The 15,941-nt window shown below is 72.0% G+C and carries 11 protein-coding genes; 1 reads left to right on the top strand and 10 read right to left on the bottom strand.

Annotation, left to right across the window (positions count from 1 at the left end; all coding sequences use genetic code 11):
• Positions 1–541 precede the first annotated feature (541 nt).
• Together ODJ79_RS04530 and ODJ79_RS04525 are read right to left on the bottom strand one after the other, a co-directional pair.
• Positions 542–871: a hypothetical protein gene (locus ODJ79_RS04530; RefSeq protein ID WP_263022029.1), complete on the bottom strand. Its 330-nt coding sequence runs from the start codon at positions 869–871 to the stop codon at positions 542–544.
• 243 nt (positions 872–1,114) lie between these two features.
• Positions 1,115–1,702, bottom strand: coding sequence for a sugar O-acetyltransferase (locus ODJ79_RS04525; protein ID WP_263022028.1), 588 nt, complete (start codon positions 1,700–1,702; stop codon positions 1,115–1,117).
• Positions 1,703–1,763: 61 nt separating this feature from the next.
• Here ODJ79_RS04525 and ODJ79_RS04520 point away from each other — a divergent pair, with 61 nt between their 5' ends.
• Positions 1,764–2,966, top strand: coding sequence for an MFS transporter (locus ODJ79_RS04520; RefSeq protein ID WP_263022027.1), 1,203 nt, complete (start codon positions 1,764–1,766; stop codon positions 2,964–2,966).
• 91 nt (positions 2,967–3,057) lie between these two features.
• On the opposite strand, the gene ODJ79_RS04515 is transcribed toward ODJ79_RS04520, so the two are convergent.
• Genes ODJ79_RS04515 through ODJ79_RS04480 form a run of 8 tightly spaced genes read right to left on the bottom strand, consistent with a single transcriptional unit; the run spans position 3,058 to position 15,905 of the window.
• Complete coding sequence (locus ODJ79_RS04515) at positions 3,058–3,465, bottom strand: DUF3224 domain-containing protein (RefSeq protein ID WP_263022026.1); 408 nt, start codon at positions 3,463–3,465, stop codon at positions 3,058–3,060.
• Between the two features lie 42 nt (positions 3,466–3,507).
• Positions 3,508–5,292, bottom strand: a complete 1,785-nt coding sequence (locus ODJ79_RS04510; protein ID WP_263022025.1) for a S8 family serine peptidase — start codon at positions 5,290–5,292, stop codon at positions 3,508–3,510.
• A gap of 35 nt (positions 5,293–5,327) precedes the next feature.
• The gene (locus ODJ79_RS04505) at positions 5,328–6,212 is read right to left on the bottom strand and encodes a hypothetical protein (protein WP_263022024.1); all 885 of its coding nucleotides are present in this window, start codon (positions 6,210–6,212) and stop codon (positions 5,328–5,330) included.
• Positions 6,196–6,663, bottom strand: coding sequence for a hypothetical protein (locus ODJ79_RS04500; RefSeq protein WP_263022023.1), 468 nt, complete (start codon positions 6,661–6,663; stop codon positions 6,196–6,198). The genes ODJ79_RS04505 and ODJ79_RS04500 overlap by 17 nt, the downstream gene beginning before the upstream one ends.
• An 8-nt stretch (positions 6,664–6,671) precedes the next feature.
• Positions 6,672–7,583 carry a multicopper oxidase domain-containing protein gene (locus ODJ79_RS04495; RefSeq protein WP_263022022.1) on the bottom strand — a complete coding sequence of 304 codons (912 nt, stop codon included), beginning with the start codon at positions 7,581–7,583 and terminating at the stop codon, positions 6,672–6,674.
• 9 nt (positions 7,584–7,592) lie between these two features.
• A complete protein-coding gene (locus ODJ79_RS04490; protein ID WP_263022021.1) occupies positions 7,593–9,542 on the bottom strand; it encodes a multicopper oxidase domain-containing protein in 1,950 nt (649 codons plus the stop codon).
• A 10-nt stretch (positions 9,543–9,552) separates the two neighbouring features.
• A complete protein-coding gene (locus tag ODJ79_RS04485) occupies positions 9,553–10,794 on the bottom strand; it encodes a multicopper oxidase domain-containing protein (RefSeq protein ID WP_263022020.1) in 1,242 nt (413 codons plus the stop codon).
• Positions 10,794–15,905 carry a hypothetical protein gene (locus ODJ79_RS04480; protein WP_263022019.1) on the bottom strand — a complete coding sequence of 1,704 codons (5,112 nt, stop codon included), beginning with the start codon at positions 15,903–15,905 and terminating at the stop codon, positions 10,794–10,796. The genes ODJ79_RS04485 and ODJ79_RS04480 overlap by 1 nt, the downstream gene beginning before the upstream one ends.
• Between the last annotated feature and the right edge of the window lie 36 nt (positions 15,906–15,941).

Here is a 15,941-nt window from a genome sequence, read left to right as displayed (position 1 = left end):
ATTTCCGAGCTGACCCATGAAGCCGCGGCCCGGTCCCTGACCCCGGAAGCTCGGTCCCTGTCCTCGGAAGCCCGGCCCCTGGCTACCGAAGCCCGGCCCCTGTCCTCGGAAGCCCGGCCCCTGTCCCCGGAAGCCCAGCCCCTGACCGTGGAAGCCCGGCCCGTGACCGCGGAAGCTCGGCCCGTGACCCCGGAAGCCAGGCCCTTCGTGGAAGCCCGGCCCCTGACTCCGGAAGCCGCAGCAGTGATTCGCCGCGCTGTCGGGGGCTTGGGGAGCGGCGGACGCGGGGCCCGCGAGCGCGAGACTCGCTCCGGCTGCCATCAGCAGGCCGGCCGGATAGAGGAGTATGCGACGCATAGATGTTCCTTTCGGACCAAAGCAGTGCGGGCGCACTGCTCCGGCGAGTCTGGGCCACCAGACTCCGGAAAGGGCACATATATGGGCTGTTTCGGAGCAAATACTCCGGAAATTCCCCTATTAGTGGTGAAATACGCGCCGACGGCGACCGGCCAGGCGTAGCGCCTGGCCGGTCTTGGCCGACTTACCAGCCGTTGCCCTGGCCGGCGTTGGCGTACTGGTTGACGTGCTGCGAGAGGTAGGTGTTCGAGTAGATCGAGCCACCGCTGCTGCCGTAGGCGTTGCCGAAGACGGAAGTCGTCGGGTTGCCGATGTTCGACAGGTTCGTGTTGGCGACCACCGTCGACAGGTTCGCGAGCTGCACGTTGGTGTTCGGGCTCAGGATGCCGGTGTTGTGCGTCGAGCTCGGGTAGTAGCAGCAGCTCGCGGGCGCGGCGGACGCGGGCCCGGCGAGGGCGAGGCTCGTTCCAGCGGCCACCATCAGGCCAGCGGTGAAGAGGAGAGTACGGCGCATGGAAAAAATCCCTTTCAGATGAAGCGGCGCGTGCGCACCGCTCCAACAGTGTGGGTCATGAAATGGCAGAAATGCCGCATTTCCGGCTATAGCCCGAAAAGTTGACCCGACAGTGGGAAAAGGGCTGTTTGCCCTACCCGTTCGGGTTACGCAGCACGACGATCGGGTGACCTAACAGTGTCCAGTACGTGAAGAAAACGCGTTTTACCTGGTTACCGCCATTTTGATCATATATGAGGCAGCTTAGCCTGCCGCCGGCTCGATGGTCCGGAGGATCCGGGCCGGGTTGCCGACCGCGACGACGTTGGGCGGCAGGTCACGCGTCACCACCGCGCCGGCGCCGACCACGGTGTTCTCGCCGATGGTGACGCCGGGCAGGACGATGGCGCCGCTGCCGAGCCAGACGTTGTCGCCGATGGTGATCGGCTTGGCGGCTTCCCATTTCTGGCGCCGTAGCGACGGGTCGACCGGGTGGGTCGGGGTGAGCAGCTGGACGTTGGTGCCGATCTGCACGTCGTCGCCGATGGTGATGTCGGCTACGTCCAGGGCGACCAGCCCGAAGTTGGCGAAGGTGCGGGCGCCGATCCGGAGGTGGCTGCCGTAGTCGACGCGCAGCGGCGGCCGGAGGTACGTGTCCTCGCCGATCGCGCCCAGCAGCTCGGTCAGCAGCCGGCGCTGCTCCGCGGGCTCGCGGGCCGAGGTGGCGTTGAACGCGTCCATCAGGTCCATCGCCCGCAGCATGGCCTCCTGCAGTTCCGGGTCGTCGGCGAGGTAGAGGTCGCCGGCGAGCATCCGGTCGCGCATCGAGCGCTCGTCCGCATCCGTGCTCATGTGTACGAGCGTACGCATTAACACTGGCGCGCGCGTCCCGACGATGCGTACGCTCGTACACATGCACGTGAAAGCAGCCACCACGGCCACCTACGCCGCCTTCATCGGCTCCGGCTTCGCGTTCGCCAGTTGGGCATCGCGGATCCCGCAGGTGCGGGACAGCCTCGGGCTCGACGCGGGCGCCCTCGGCCTGGTGCTGCTCGCGATCGCGGCCGGCTCGCTGCTCGCCCTGCCGCTCTCCGGGCCGGTGGTCACCCGGATCGGCTCGTCCCGCACGGTGATCTCGATGGCGGTCCTGCTCGGCGTCGGGCTGACCGTCGCCGCGCTCGGCTCGCTCGCCGGTGTCGTGCCGGTGGTGATCGGCCTGTTTCTGCTCGGGTTCGCCAACGGCGCCTGGGACGTGGCGATGAATGTGCAGGGCACCGTCGTGGAACGCCACCTCGGCCGCTCGATCATGTCGCGCTTCCACGCCGGGTTCAGCCTCGGGACGGTGGCCGGGGCGCTGGCCGGCGCGGCGATGGTGGCCCTGCACGTGCCGGTCGCCGCGCACCTGACCGGGGTCGCGATCGTGGTGGTGCTCGGGGTGGCCTGGCACGCCCGGCGGTTCATCCCGGACCACGACGAGTCCGGCCCGCTCGCGGACGACGACGCCCCGAAGACCGGCGCGCTGGCCGCCTGGCGGGAGCCGCGGACCCTGCTGGTCGGGGTGTTCGTGCTGGCCTTCGCGTTCGCCGAGGGGGTCGGCAACGACTGGATCAGCGTCGCGGCCATCGACGGGCACCACGTGTCTGCCGCGTACGGGACGCTGGCGTTCGCCGCGTTCCTGACCGCGATGACCGCCGGGCGCTGGTTCGGGCCGGGGCTGCTCGACCGCTACGGGCGCACCCCGGTGGTCCGGGTGCTCGCGCTGATCGGCATCGCCGGGGTGGCGCTGTTCGTGTTCGGTCCGTCGCCGGCCTACGCGTACGCGGGCACGCTCCTCTGGGGACTGGGCGCGTCGCTCGGCTTCCCGGTCGGGATGAGCGCCGGCGGCGACGACCCGCGGAAGGCCGCCGGCCGGGTCAGCGTGATCGCCTCGATCGGCTACTGCGCGTTCCTGGCCGGGCCGCCCACCATCGGCTTCCTCGGCGACCACCTGACCGTGTTGCGCGCCCTGATCGTGGTCGCCGCCCTGCTCACCATGGCCATGCTGATCGCCGGCGCGGTCCGCCCGCCGGCCCCGAGGCCCGCCGTCCGGGAAGCGGACGCCCTCGAGGTCGTCTGAAGGCCATGCAGGACAACCCGGCAGCCGGGCGCGGAGGGTGACCACCCACGGCCCGGTCCGCCACGACGGGGACTCGGCCCAATCCAGTACCTTATGAGGTTTTTTCGTAGTTGAGCCACAGGGTGTGGGTGCCATCCGCCTCGATGGAGAGGCCGCCGGTGCCGGTGATGCCGGTCAGGTCGCCCGTCCCGCTGCCGGGGACGATGACAAAGAACTCCGCCTCCCGATTGTCGCCCAGAGTCGTCGCGGAGTGCGCGAAGTTGAAGGCGCCCTCGAGCCCGTCGATCGAGCCCTCGAAGGACTCCATCGCCACATAGGTGCCGACGCCGGTCGTCTGGTCGTAGGCGGCGGTGAAGAGCGTGCTCGACCGGCCGGAGATGTCGCCGGCGAAGGTCTTGGTCATGGTGGCGACGCCGACCGGCACGGCGGTCTTGACATCGCCGGACGGGACGGCAGCGGGGGTGAAGTTGGCAACCTCGAAGGTTCCGGTGGCTCGCATGGTTGCGACGGTAACGGTAAAGGCTGACAGAAACGGTCAGCATCAGCGCACGGTCAGGGTCACCGTCGCCTGGTGCTGGATCGTGCCGGCGGTGCCGGTCACCGTGAGTGTGAAGGTGCCGCGGGTGGTCGTGGTGACCCGCAGCGTGGCCGAGCCGGGGGTGGCGACCGGGTTCGGGGTGATGGTGGCGGTCGCGCCGGTCACCTTGAGGGTCACCGGGCCGGTGAAGTTGCCGATCGAGCTGGTCGCGACGGTGTACGTGGCGGTCTGGCCGCGGGTGACGGTCACCGACGCCGGGGACGCGGTCATCGCGAAGCCGGGCGGCGTCGTGACGGTCAGCCGAGCGTAGGCCGTGCGGGTGAGGCCGCCGCCGGTCGCGGTCAGGATCAGCGGATAGGTGCCGGGCGCGATCGCGGCGGTCGTGGTGATCGCGATCCGGGTCGTGCCGGTGATGGTCGCGGACGCCTGGGCCGGCAGGCCGGCCAGGGCGAGCGTGACGCCCGCGGCGAAGCCGTTCACCGGCGTCACGGTGACCGCCAGCGTGGCCGACCCGCCCGGCGCGACCGCCGGGGCCGACGGCGCGACGGCGACGGTGAAGTCGGGCGCGGTGGCCAGCCATTGCAGCGCGGCGGGCGCGTCGACCCGGCCGTAACCGTAGGCGTTGTCGGGGCCGGGCGCGCCCAGGTCGTCGGCGGTGCTCTCCAGCGCCGACTGCAGGCGGTCGACGTTCAGGTCCGGGTAGGCGCCCAGCAGCAGCGCCGCGACGCCGGTGACGTGCGGTGCCGCGACCGACGTGCCGGTCGCGTCGAGGTAGCCGCCGTAGAGGTCGGTGGTGTGTATGCCGACCCCGGGGGCGACGACCCGGGGCTCGACCCGCTGGTCGCAGGCGGACGGCCCGCGGCTGCTCGACGGATCGACCAGGCCGGTGTTGTCGACCGATCCGACCGCGAGCGCTTCCGGCAGGTTGGCGGGGCTCAGCACGGTGCCGGCCGCGCCGCCGTAGTTGCCGGCCGAGAACACCGGCAGGATGCCCGCCGCCCGCAGGTTGCGCAGGTCGGGCTGGAACTCCAGGCTGCACCCGGCCGCCGAGCCGGTCCAGGAGGCGTTCACGACGTCGGGCGCGTCCGCGGTGGCGGGATTGCCGTCCGGGTCGAGCAGCCACTGGAATCCCTTGTGGATCGCCGAGGTCGAGGCGGTGCCGCGGTCGTTGAAGACCTTCACGCCGATCCAGCTCGCACCGGGAGCGACACCGGTCGTGGCACCGACGATCACGCCGGCCGTGGCGGTGCCGTGCCCGCTGACGTCGGTCGGATCGGTGGGGTGCTGGCCGTTCGGGTCGTACCAGCTGTCGGCGCCACCGCGCCAGCTCGCGGCCAGGTCGGGGTGGGTGACGTCGACGCCGGTGTCCATGATGCCCACCACCGCTCCCTGGCCGGTGAGACCGAGCTCCCACAGGGCGGGCGCGCCGACGGCCGCGACGTTCGGCTGGGCCGGCACGGTCGCCGCGACGACGTCGGGGTCGATCCGGGCGACCTCGGGCCGGGCCGCCATCTCCCGGACGACCGACGGCGCGGCGGTGACCGCGACGGCGTTGACCACCCACAGCGGGGTCACGTCGGTGACCAGCCGCTGCGCCTTTCGCCGGCGGAGAAGACCGAGCAGACCGGGCTGGTCGGCGCCGGCCCGCGCGCGCAGGGCCCGGACCAGCGCGGCCTGCCGCTCGTGCCGGGACCGCCCGTGGATGCCGCTCGGGTCGACCTGGGTGCGCAGCCGCACGACGACCGATTCGAGGGCGGGCGCGGCCGACGCGGGAACGGCCGGGGCCACCAACAAAATTACCAAGGCAAATCCAGCCGTACGCCTCACCGCAGGTCCTTCCGTTGCAGGGCAGCGAGCATCAGCACCGCGAGCACCAGCAGGCCGGCGCCCGGCAGACGTGAGGGTGAGGCGGGGGCGGCCGGCGCGACCCACGCCAGCGGGACGGTCAGCCGCTCCCCCGAGCGCCGCACGGTGACGACGGCCAGCACCCTCGTGCCGGCCGACGGCAGGTCCGCCACGCCGGAGTACCGCCCGGCCACGGCCGGCAGCAGCGCGACCGGGTGGCCGTCGAGCTCCAGGCCGACGTCGTCGATCGGCGCGGGCGGCGGCCGGCGGGCGCTGGCCGTGCGGACGGTGACCGCGCGGCCGGTCTGGTTCACCGAGACGGTGAGATCGGCGACCGCCCCGGCGCGCACGACCGGCGCGGGCGTGGCCGCGGGCGGCGCCGGGAAACCCGCGGTGGCCACCAGGATCAGGGCCACCGCCACGAGGGGCGCGGCGTGGTCCCGCACCGCGGCGCCCTCGTGGCGGGCCATCGCGTACGCCGCGAGGCCGCCCAGCGGTGCGAAGACCGTGGCGGGCTCCACCACGGCGAGCACCGCCGCCAGCACGGCCGCGGCCGCCGGCAGCCAGCGCCACCGCCGGTCGCGGGCCAGGCCGGCCAGCACGGCCAGCGCCGCGACCAGCGGCCACGGCCGGCCGAGAGCGGCTGCCAGCACCGCGGCCAGCGCGCCCGAGCCCGCCGCGTAGGTGAGCACCACGCGGCGGGCCGCCCGCGGGGGCAGCGCGACGAACGCCAGCAGCATGCCGCCGACGAGCCCGGCGAGCAGGCACGGATACAGCCAGTTGAGGGCGACGCCGTGGGGCGCGACGTCGCCGAGCTGGTCCGCGGCCCGCCCGCCGGGGGCTGCCTCACACCACTGCGACATGCTCGACCTGCGCGTTCCCCAGCAGCACGGTGACCCGGGCGCCGCGCCGCACCCAGTTGCCGGGGTTGGTGAACACCAGGTAGTAGGTGGCGCCGGCCCGGAAGTCGCCGGTGTGTTCGTGGTTCATCAGCAGGTCGTGCACCACCAGCCCGGACGCCTCGTCGACGACCGCCGGCGGGGTGGCCGGGTCGTGCAGCGCGTGCGCCCGGTCCGGATCGACCACCCGGAACCGCAGGTCGACCAGGCCGCCCCCGGCGGTCACCGCGACCCGGGTGATGGTCACGCCGCTGGCCTGGCCGAGGTCGTCGGGGGCCACCGCCGGACGGGCCCAGCCGACCGGCACCGGGACGGCGGCGGCGACCGAGCCGGCCGGCGTCCGGGCCACGTGCCAGATCCACAGGGCCGCCGCGGCGACCACCACCCCGGCGACGACGCTAGCCAGGCGTTTCACAGCGCCTCCTAGTGGTGAATGAAGATCAACATGCCGCCGCCGGTGGCCGGGGCCGGGCTCACGCCGGTCTGCGCGCCGTTGGTGAGGTGCTGCTGGCGGTTGTAGAGCGGGAACCCGTGCGGGCTCGGCCCCGCGCCGGCCGGCACGGTCACGATGACGTCCTCGGTGGCGCCGGCCGGCAGGGTCTCGGCGGTCACGTCGAGAGTGCCGTCGATCGGCCGGGCGTCCCGCGCCACCACCCGCTCGTGCATGCCGAGCAGGGTCATCGTGGTGTTGTCGTACCCGGCGTTGAGGTATCGCAGCAGCAGCCGCTGGCCGCCGGCCGCGGTGATGCCGGGCGCGGTGTCCGGATAGGACTTCCCGTTGATCAGCCAGTAGGTGGCCCGGTAGGCGTGCAGATCGAAGGTCTCCGGGGCGGCGTTGAAGGCGGGGTCGATCGCGCTGAGCACGAGCGGGGCCTCCACGTCCCAGGACGGCGTCGCCGGCCGGACGATCAGCGCGCCGTACAGGCCCATGGCCTCCTGCCGGCCCGCGTCACCGCCACTCTCATAGAGGTACGTGCCGGGCGCGCTCGCGGTGAACGTGCGGGTCACCGTCCCGCCGGGCGGCGCCGAGTCCGGGCCCGGGTCGAAGGTGATGCCGGGCGCCTCGAAGGTCAGCGTGTGCCCCGCGGGCAGCGCGTTGGTGACGGTCACCGCGACCGTGTCGCCGACGTTGACCGACAGCACCGGACCGGGCAGGCCCGGGTTCGCGCAGCCGGTGGCGAAGCCCCAGATCGGGACGCTTGCGCCGCCGGCCATGGTGGCCGCGCCCGGCAGCGCGCACAGGGTGATCGCCACGGGTGCGGCCGAGGCCGGGCTCGGGGCGCAGAGCCCTGCGGCGACGAGCGCCAGCACCAGCGCGCCCTTGCGTACGTGCATCACCGTCTCCTAAGGGGCGTCGTAGGTGAGCGCCAGCAGATTTCCCCAGGTGGAGAACGCTGCCGGGGAGGGGGACGTGTACCGCTCGGTGTGCACCAGCACCCGGACCTGCCCCGCGTTGAGGTAGGCGGCCGAGGTCGGCAGTGACCACGTCGCGCCGACGGCGGTGGAGCCGACGCCCTGCGGCTGCGCGGGTGGCGGCGGCAGCGTGACCCAGCCGGGCGAGGTCGGCGTCGAGCAGCCGGCCGCGCCGCCGACCGTCCAGTCGCAGATCTTCACGGTCTGCTGCGGCAGGTTGGCGGTCAGCGCCGTACATGTGGTGGCGGTGGTGGTGGCGCAGTTCGCACCCTTGTAGGTCACCTTGAGGTGCTGCGATCCGGCCGGGACGCCGGTGAACCCGGCGGTGAAGTCGGTGGCCAGCGCGGTGACCACGGCGCCGGTGGCGTGCGTGGCCGCGGTGGTGCCGAGTTGCCCGCGCTGCACCGTCCACGTCGCGGTGCCCGCTCCCGCGGTGACCCGCAGGACCTCGTTGTCGATCCGTACGTAGTAGCCGTTGGTCGCCGGGAACCCGGTGGCCGAGGCGACCGTGATCGACGTCTGTGCCGCGGTGGTGGCGGTCGGCCGGGTGGTGGTCCGCGGGTTGACCGCGTAATAGCTGGTGTCGTCGGCGGCCAGCCCGGCGACCGAGCCGGACTTCAGCACGCTGCCGAGCGGGGTGGCCGTGGCGGGCGCCGCGAAGCAGCCGCCGGGCGGGTCGACCCGCAGCAGTGTCGCCATGCCGCCGAAGCCCTGGTCGTAGTTCGTGAACTCGTTGAGCGCGTGGCTGTGCCACGGGAAGTACCACTCGCCGCAGATGTTCTGGCTCACCACGCCGCTCGGCAGGATGCCCTTGCTACCCAGGTACGGATTGCCGCCGTACCAGGTGTTGCTGTCCTTGAAGAAGACGTCCCGGTAGTTCGGCGGCGGCACCGGCAGCGGGTTCGTGGCCGCGTCCCACTTGTCCTGGTCGTCCCAGCGGAGCAGGAAGTCCAGGGTCTGGCCGGAGGCGATGGTCTCGCCGAAGTGCTCGGTGGCCGCCGGCAGCAGCCGGCCGTCCTGGGCGATCTGCGTCGTGTGGTTGCCGTGCGGGTGGAACGGGTGGTTCAGCGCACCCACGTTGATCATGCGGATGAGTGCGGGCGCCGACGTCGGGGTGGTCGGCTGGATCCGGACCAGCGCACCGTACGGCTGGTTGGGCAGCAGCGACGAGCCGTTGTCCTGGATGGTGTCCGGGAACTCCCGGCCGTTGACCGCGAAGTACCGGTCGCGGCGGGCGTTCACGTCGTACGCGGCGCCGGTCTCGACGGCGTGGTGCAGGTCGGAGTCGATCTCGCTGAGCAGCAGCAGGTACTCCCGGGACGAGTCGAAGGCGGTGCTCGTCCCGTACGCGTAGCCGGGTCCCGCGGCGGGCCGCACGATCAGCGCCCCGTACAGGCCCATCTCGATCTGCTTGGCGATGTCGGTGCCGCTCTCGTACAGGTACGTGCCGGGGCTGCCGGCCACGAACGAGTAGCTGACCGTGCCGCCGTTCGCCGCCGCCTCGGTGGTCAGCAGGCCCGCGCTCCCGCCCGAGGCGGCGACCGCCGCGTCCTGGCCGGGGAAGACGATCGAGGCGGGCTCGGCCAGGTTGTTGGTCAGGTTGACCACGACCGTCTGCCCCTGGGTCACGCACAGCACCGGGCCGGGGCTCTGGAAGTGGCCGCCGGCCTCGGCGTAGCTCCACATGAAGACGCTGTTGCCGTCCGGGGTGTCGATGTAGCCGGTCTGCGCCACCAGGTCGAAGGTGTGGGTCGTGCCGGAGACGGCGCCCGGCGAGCAGACCATGCCGGTAGGTGGCGCGTCGGCCGGGATCGCGCCGGCCCGGCCCGGTACCAGCAGGCAGCCGGCGGCGGCGAGCAGCAATGCGGCCGCGAACCTCATGGTGGCCCCCTCAGACATAGGTCTGGCTCACGACGGTCTGTGCGGGCAGGGGGCGGGCCGGGGCGTACACCCGGACCTCGGTCATCATGCCGCCCGGTCCCGGCGCCGGGGAGGCGAAGTTCTGCAGCTTTCGCCAGTCCCGGTTCTTGAGGAAGTAGACGTTGTAGGCGCCCCAGGAGTCCGTGCCGGACGGGCGCGCCGGGTCGTAGGCGGGCGCGTCGAAGAGCACGTCGCGTGCCTCACCGGGCCCGAGGTAGAGGGTGTTGGTCCAGTACGAGGCGGTACGCAGCGGGGACGCGTCCTGCCCGATCACGTGCAGCGGGATGCCCGGCAGCTGCATGCTGTGCTGCTGGTAGCCGAGGTTGGCCAGCCGCAGCAGCGCCCGCTCCCCCGGGTTGAGCTGGACCAGCGCCGAGTTCGGCTGGCTGTGGTCGACCGCGCCGTCGTAGTTCGGGTTCGGCGTGCCGATCCGCATCGCGGCCGGGAGCGCCGGGTCGTCGTTGGGCAGCACGGTCTGCGGGTAGCAGCGCCCGTTGAGGGTGAACCAGTGCGGGTCGTAGTCGGTCGGGATGGTCTCCTGGATGTCCCGGTCCCCGTCGTGGAAGTCGCTCCACAGCTCGTTCAGCAGGATGGCGAAGTGCCGGTGGTAGCCGGTCGACCCGTCGCCGTCGTTGTACGCGAACCGGCTGAACCCGCCGATCGTGGTGCCGTCCTGCCGGGGCCGCACGAAGACGATCCCGGTCATGCCCATCTGCACATGCTCGACGTCCTCGAAGTGGCAGTGGTACATGTACGTGCCCTCGCGGTGCGGCCGGTAGAAGTAGGTGAACTGCTTGCCGGGCGGCACCGCGATCGACACCTCGGGTACGCCGTCGTTGAGCGGGGTCGGCAGGTCGAACCCGTGCCAGTGCACGGTGTGCGAGTCGGCGAGGTCCGGCCGCTGCACGAAGCCCAGGTTGGTCAGCGTGATCTTGATGTCGTCGTCCTGCCGGAAGTCGAGGGTCGGCGCGGTGTGCTGCGCGTGCCCCTTGTACGTGCTCGCCAGCTGGGCGATCGTGAGCGACGGGCTGACCGGCACGAACCCGAAGATGTAGAGCGGGTTGCCCTCCCGGCCGGGCACCGTGATGTATCCGTCCGTGGCGATCAGCGACAGCCCGGTGGTGGCGGCGGTGGCCGGTCCGGTGTCGGCGACGAGCACGCCGGCGGCGAGCGTGCCGGCCACGCCGTAAAGGAAGTCCCGGCGGGTGGTCACTACGGCCTCCTAGGGCTGACGGACAGCGTGGGCAGCAACAGCGGCAGGCCGGGCCGCTCGTCCGCGCCGAGGTCCCACGGCGTGGAGAGCAGGAACGTGCTGAGGTTCGGCCGGGTCTGGCCGTCGACGTCGACGGTGGGCGCCGCCACCGCGGTGGCCGCACAGGCGTTGAGGTTGGCCGGCACCGGGGTGTTCGAGCAGCGCACGCCGCGGTCCACCACGGCCGAGCCGGCCGCGAGGTGGTAGTTGCCGGTGAGCCCGACCGGCGGGTCCTGGCCGGTGATGGTGACCGCCGCGGTCTGCGGGTCGAGCCGCGAGCCGGACACGGTCAGCTCGTCCACGAACGGCGTCACGAAGCCGGGGTTGACGCCGATCAGGTTGCCCTGGCCGCCGGGCACCGCGCGCAGCACGCCGTCCGGGCCGAGGTTCTGCCCGTTGGTCAGGTCGGAGTACCGCGGCGTGAAGGTGTCGGCGTTCCGCGGCGTCCCGTGCACCTCGAAGTCGATGAACCCGCGGTCGACCAGCGTCGCGCCCGGGCCGGTCGAGCTCAGCGTGAACGCGTCGTTGTCCCAGAAGACGTTGTTGAACAGCGCCGCGGGCCGGGAGAAGTCCGGCGCGCCGGTCGGCAACATGGCCTGGAACAGCGGGTCGTTGGCCTCGGAGGCGAGCCCGGCCGCGTGCGGGTTGCCGTCCGAGTCCTCGGACGACCCGGTCGACACGTTGTTCGCCACGGTGTTGTTGACCAGGCGGACGTTGGACGCGTCGTCGAGGGTGATCGCGCCACCGAGGTCGGCCGCGCCGTTGTTGTCGATCAGGTTGTTCCGCACGTTGATCGCGGCGGTGAGCGCGTCCAGCACGAAGATGCCGCCGCCGTCGTCGCCCGAGTAGTTGCTCTGGATCAGGTTGCGGTCCACGTCGACCGGTCCGGTGCCGGCGCCGAGCGACCCGCCGCCGACCGGCAGCTCGCTCTCGATGGCCAGGCCGGCGCCCGAGTCGACCGAGTCGTTGTAGTAGATCTGGTTGTCGTGGATGCGCCCGCCCGGGCTGAGCCCGATGTGCGAGACGCCCGCGCCGTAGTTCACGCTGAAGTTCGAGCAGACGATGCTGCCGGCCACCTCGTACGCGTTGGCGCCGTTGAAGATCCCGACGCCGCCGGCCTGGGTGAGCCCGCCGTTGCCGATCAGCCGGTCGTTCGCGATCCGCACGTTGTAGTTGTGGTTGACCCCGTCGTCGTACGGCTGGCCGACCCCGATGCCGCCGGCGACCACGCCGCCGTTGTTCTCGAGCACGTTGTTGGTCAGCTGAATGTTGTTGATCGACGCCTGGAGCTGGATGCCGCCGGCGCCCTCGCCCTGCCCGGTGCTCAGGCCGATGCCGTCGATCCGGGCCCGGTTGAACGACGCGGTCGCGCTGGTGCCGATGTCGTACGCCGTGGTGCTCTTGGCCAGCACGGTGATGTCGGCCCCGCGCAGCACCGGGTGGGCGGCGCTCACCCCGGCGTACGGGGCGTGCGCGGCGACCGCGGCGTCGTAGTCGGTGGCGTTCTGCTGGAAGTAGCGGCCGTCGATGACCGTCCCGGGGATGTTGAAGCGCGGGTCCTCCGGGTCGCGCGACTGCAACTCGTGCGCCGCCACGATCCCGCCCGGTCCGCGGCCCTGGAGCTTGAGCGGCTTCCAGAGCAGGAGGTTCTCGTTGTAGACGCCGGGCGAGAGCACCAGCAGACTGCCGGCCGCCGCCGCGTCGATCGCGTTCTGCAGGGCGTGCGGGTTCGTCGCCGGCGCCGGGACGTTCACCACCGGCGGGTTGTACGAGATCGTGCCGTTCGTGCCCAGCACGTGCACCGTGAGGCCGTTGACCGTGGACACTCCGCCGTTGGCGTTGGCCGTGGTGAGGGTCAGCTGCTTCGGCCCCGGCCGGAAGGTCGTGCTGAGCGCCGGGACGTTGAGCACGATCGTGTCCGGCGTGCTGCCGCTGCCCGGCGTCCAGCTCACGATGCCGCCGTTGGCCCGGGTCAGGGTCTGCACCTGGCCGTCGCGGTTGTCGGTGAGCGTGGCGCGGACGCCGGTGGTCCCGGTCGCCGTGCCGGTCGTGCCGATGAAGTCCGCCTGCACGGTGATCTGCCGGCTGCCGCCGGCCGGCACGACCGGGCTGGAGACCTGGAGCAGTTCGGGCCGGGCCGGGACGGCGGGGTCCTCGCACGCCGTTCCGGAGATCGGGTCCAGCGGCAGGTCGAGCTGGGTGGTCAGGCCCGGCCACGACTCGGCCGGCGTGGTGGCGGTCAGCAGGTTCGGGTTGTACTTCGCGTTCGGGTGCGCCTTGCTGCCCGGGTCGTCCACCTTGACCAGGTACATGCCGGGGCACGGCCCCTGCGGGATCGGGCAGTTGAACGTCTCGGTCGACGGCAGCAGAGCCTCGAACGAGCCGTCCGGGCTGGTCGTGACGGTGGTGATCAGGCGCCAGTTGTTCTCGTCGAAGGGGGCGTTGGCGTTCGGGGTGGTGTCCACCCGGGCGTAGATGCCGACTGGGATGCCGGCGATCGGGCGGGGCTCGCCGTACCACGGCGACTGCGGGTTGCGCTCGAAGTAGATGTCGTTGAACACCTGGCCGACGAAGCGGCCCGGCTCGGCCACGTCCCCGACCCGCCGGTCGGCGGGGTCGGTGCCGTTGGGGTCGGTCCGGAAGTTCGTCATCAGGTGGAAGTCGGCGTTGGCGTTCTGCCCGTTGGTGAGCACCACGAGCCGCTTGTCGCAGAGCGGCGCGTGCGCGCCGGCCACGCCGTAGTAGACGCTGCGCGGGGTCAGGGTCGACTGGTCGATGACGTGGTCGTCGCCGGCGCACGGCGGTGGCGGGAGGGCCGGGGTGAAGACGTTGCCGAGGTCGACGTTGACGTCCTCCTCGCGGACCGGCCGGTAGAGGCAGCCGGCGCCGCCGCCGGGCACGCTGCCCTTGGCCGCGCTGACCGCCGCGCCGCACGCGCGGGTGTCGGTCGCCTCGGTCGGCATGACCGCGTGCGTGATGTACGTGCCGGCCGCCAGCGGCTGCGGATCTCCGCCGCCGACGCAGGTGCCGTCGTCGGCGGCCAGGTCGTAGCCGCCCGGGCAGTAGTCGGCGAACGCGTAGCCGCCGTCGAAGGCGCCGTCCTTGGTGGGCTGGCCGGCCAGCGGCACCTCGAGGCAGTTCGGCCCGATCCGCGCGTTGAACTGGCTGGTGATGTCCGTACCGGCGAAGTCCCGGATCGGGTTGCAGTTCTGGGTGAACGTGTTGCCGGCCGGCTGCTGCGGGTCCTGGCTCGCGTCCGGCTGCTGCCACTTGTCGGTCACGTACTTGTTGAGCACCACGTCGTCGGCGGTGTTCGCCACGCCGTCCGGCCCGGGCCCCTCGAGGTAGACCGTCACGCCGGGGATGGCCGGTTCGTAGTCCTCGTGGTTCTGGAAGCGGGCGTCGAACTCGTTGCGGGTGGTGGCGAAGTAGGTGATCCCGACGATCTGGCCGGGGGTGCCGGCCGGGTAGTCGCGCTTGCCCCAGTCGACGGTCGCCCGGTGCCCCTCCAGCAGCTTCTGGTTGGTGAGCAGGCCGCCGCCCTGGTCGGTGGGGATGCACGGGTTCGCGGGCGCGGTCGCCGAGCAGGACGGCGTGACCGCGCCGGTGTGCTCGTCGTGCACGGACGGTCCGGGGTACGCCGAGAACCGCGCGAAGCCCTGCTCGTTGATGATCCACCGGCCGAGCGGCCCGCCCTCGGCGGTCGGGTACTGGTAGTACCCGTGCGCGTCGGTGAAGGTGGCCTCCTTGATCGAGCCGTCCCGCCAGCGCTGGTCCATGTCGGTGTTGGCGATCAGCGGCTCACCGGGGTCGAGCTTGCCGTTGCCGTTGGTGTCCTTGTAGACGTGCCCGTCCAGCCAGCCGAACCAGCGGGACACCCCGATCCCGGTCTGCCCGTCGTCGCCGGTGTCGTTCACGTCGACGGTCTGCCCGGCGGTCACCGTCACCGGTTTGAACCGCATGATGTAGCTCAGCTGCTCGTCCCAGATGGCCAGGTTGTAGGTGCCGGCCGGGACGTTCTGGATGTCGAAGTTGCCGGCGCCGTCGCCCTGCCCGACGTAGACGGTCTGGTCGGTGGTCGAGTCGGAGAGCGCCACGAACGGGTTCTCGACCGGGTCGTTGTAGGTGCCGGTGGTGTACGGCGCCCACTCCACCCAGTTCCGGGCCTGCCCGGTGATCTCGCCGGTCCCGCTGCGCGCGAACGGCTGCGGCGAGCAGGCGAACCCGAACCAGTACGCGGTGCGCGCGTTCGGCGGTTCCCACAGCTGCTCGCCGGGCGCGCCGGTGCCGTCGCTGCCCTCCTCGACCGGTGCCAGCAGCTGCAGGCCGCCGTCGATGGTCGTGGTCTGGTGCCACCGGCTGTCCGGGTTGGCGTTGCACGGCTTGTCCGGCGGGTGCACCTCGATGTAGTACGTAGCCGGGCCGAGGTCGTTGATCTGGGTGAAGCCGTCGCTGTCGGTGAGACACTGCCCGCCGCACAGCGGCTTGTTGTGGTAGTCCACGGTGACGTCGCTCTGGGTCTGCTCCTTGAGGTCAACCGTGAAGCCGTTGAGGCCGCCCTCCTCGGTGTCCGGCGCCCCGTTGGTCCAGGCGTTGTCGTCGAAGGCGAAGACCCGGATCTTGCCGAGCGGCAGCGGGTGGTCGTCGCTCGCCACGGTGAGGTCGACGCGTGCGGTGGCCGAGCCGTCCGCGGTGGCCGGGTTCGGCAGCGTGAGGTAGGCGCCCCACATCTTGTGGTCGAGGGCCCGCGCCGAGATCAGGTAGCGGCCGGCCGGCAGGTTCACCGTCGTCCGATCCTGGTTGCCCTCGGCCACGATGGGGCTGTTGCTCTCGGTGCTGAGCGCGAGCGGATCACCGGGCAGCCTGGTGTTGTCCAGGTTGATCAGGTAGTTGAAGTTGGCGAGCGGCTGCCCGGTCGGGTAGTCGCGCACGTCGACCGTCACGGCGCAGCCGCCGGCGGGACATGCGGTCGCGGCCGCCGCGGGTTGGGCCAACACCACCGGGGGCAGCAGGGCGACGACGACCGCAACGACCGACATCCCGGCAATTCCGCGCCACCGTCGATCCCGCATCGGACCCCACCTCCCACGCGTGACACGCCGGCGGTG

The organism is Actinoplanes sp. KI2, from assembly GCF_025630775.1.
In the GTDB taxonomy this organism is placed as follows: domain Bacteria; phylum Actinomycetota; class Actinomycetes; order Mycobacteriales; family Micromonosporaceae; genus Actinoplanes.
Note: the sequence above shows the minus strand (reverse complement) of the source record. Positions and strands in the feature narration are given on the sequence as shown.

Excerpts from the sequence above, each read along its gene's own strand:
- ODJ79_RS04530 (WP_263022029.1), bottom strand. The coding sequence starts at position 871 with ATGCGCCGTACTCTCCTCTTCACCGCTGGCCTGATGGTGGCCGCTGGA.
- ODJ79_RS04525 (WP_263022028.1), bottom strand. The coding sequence starts at position 1,702 with ATGAGCACGGATGCGGACGAGCGCTCGATGCGCGACCGGATGCTCGCC.
- ODJ79_RS04520 (WP_263022027.1), top strand. The coding sequence starts at position 1,764 with ATGCACGTGAAAGCAGCCACCACGGCCACCTACGCCGCCTTCATCGGC.
- ODJ79_RS04515 (WP_263022026.1), bottom strand. The coding sequence starts at position 3,465 with ATGCGAGCCACCGGAACCTTCGAGGTTGCCAACTTCACCCCCGCTGCC.
- ODJ79_RS04505 (WP_263022024.1), bottom strand. The coding sequence starts at position 6,212 with ATGTCGCAGTGGTGTGAGGCAGCCCCCGGCGGGCGGGCCGCGGACCAG.
- ODJ79_RS04495 (WP_263022022.1), bottom strand. The coding sequence starts at position 7,583 with ATGCACGTACGCAAGGGCGCGCTGGTGCTGGCGCTCGTCGCCGCAGGG.
- ODJ79_RS04490 (WP_263022021.1), bottom strand. The coding sequence starts at position 9,542 with ATGAGGTTCGCGGCCGCATTGCTGCTCGCCGCCGCCGGCTGCCTGCTG.
- ODJ79_RS04480 (WP_263022019.1), bottom strand. The coding sequence starts at position 15,905 with ATGCGGGATCGACGGTGGCGCGGAATTGCCGGGATGTCGGTCGTTGCG.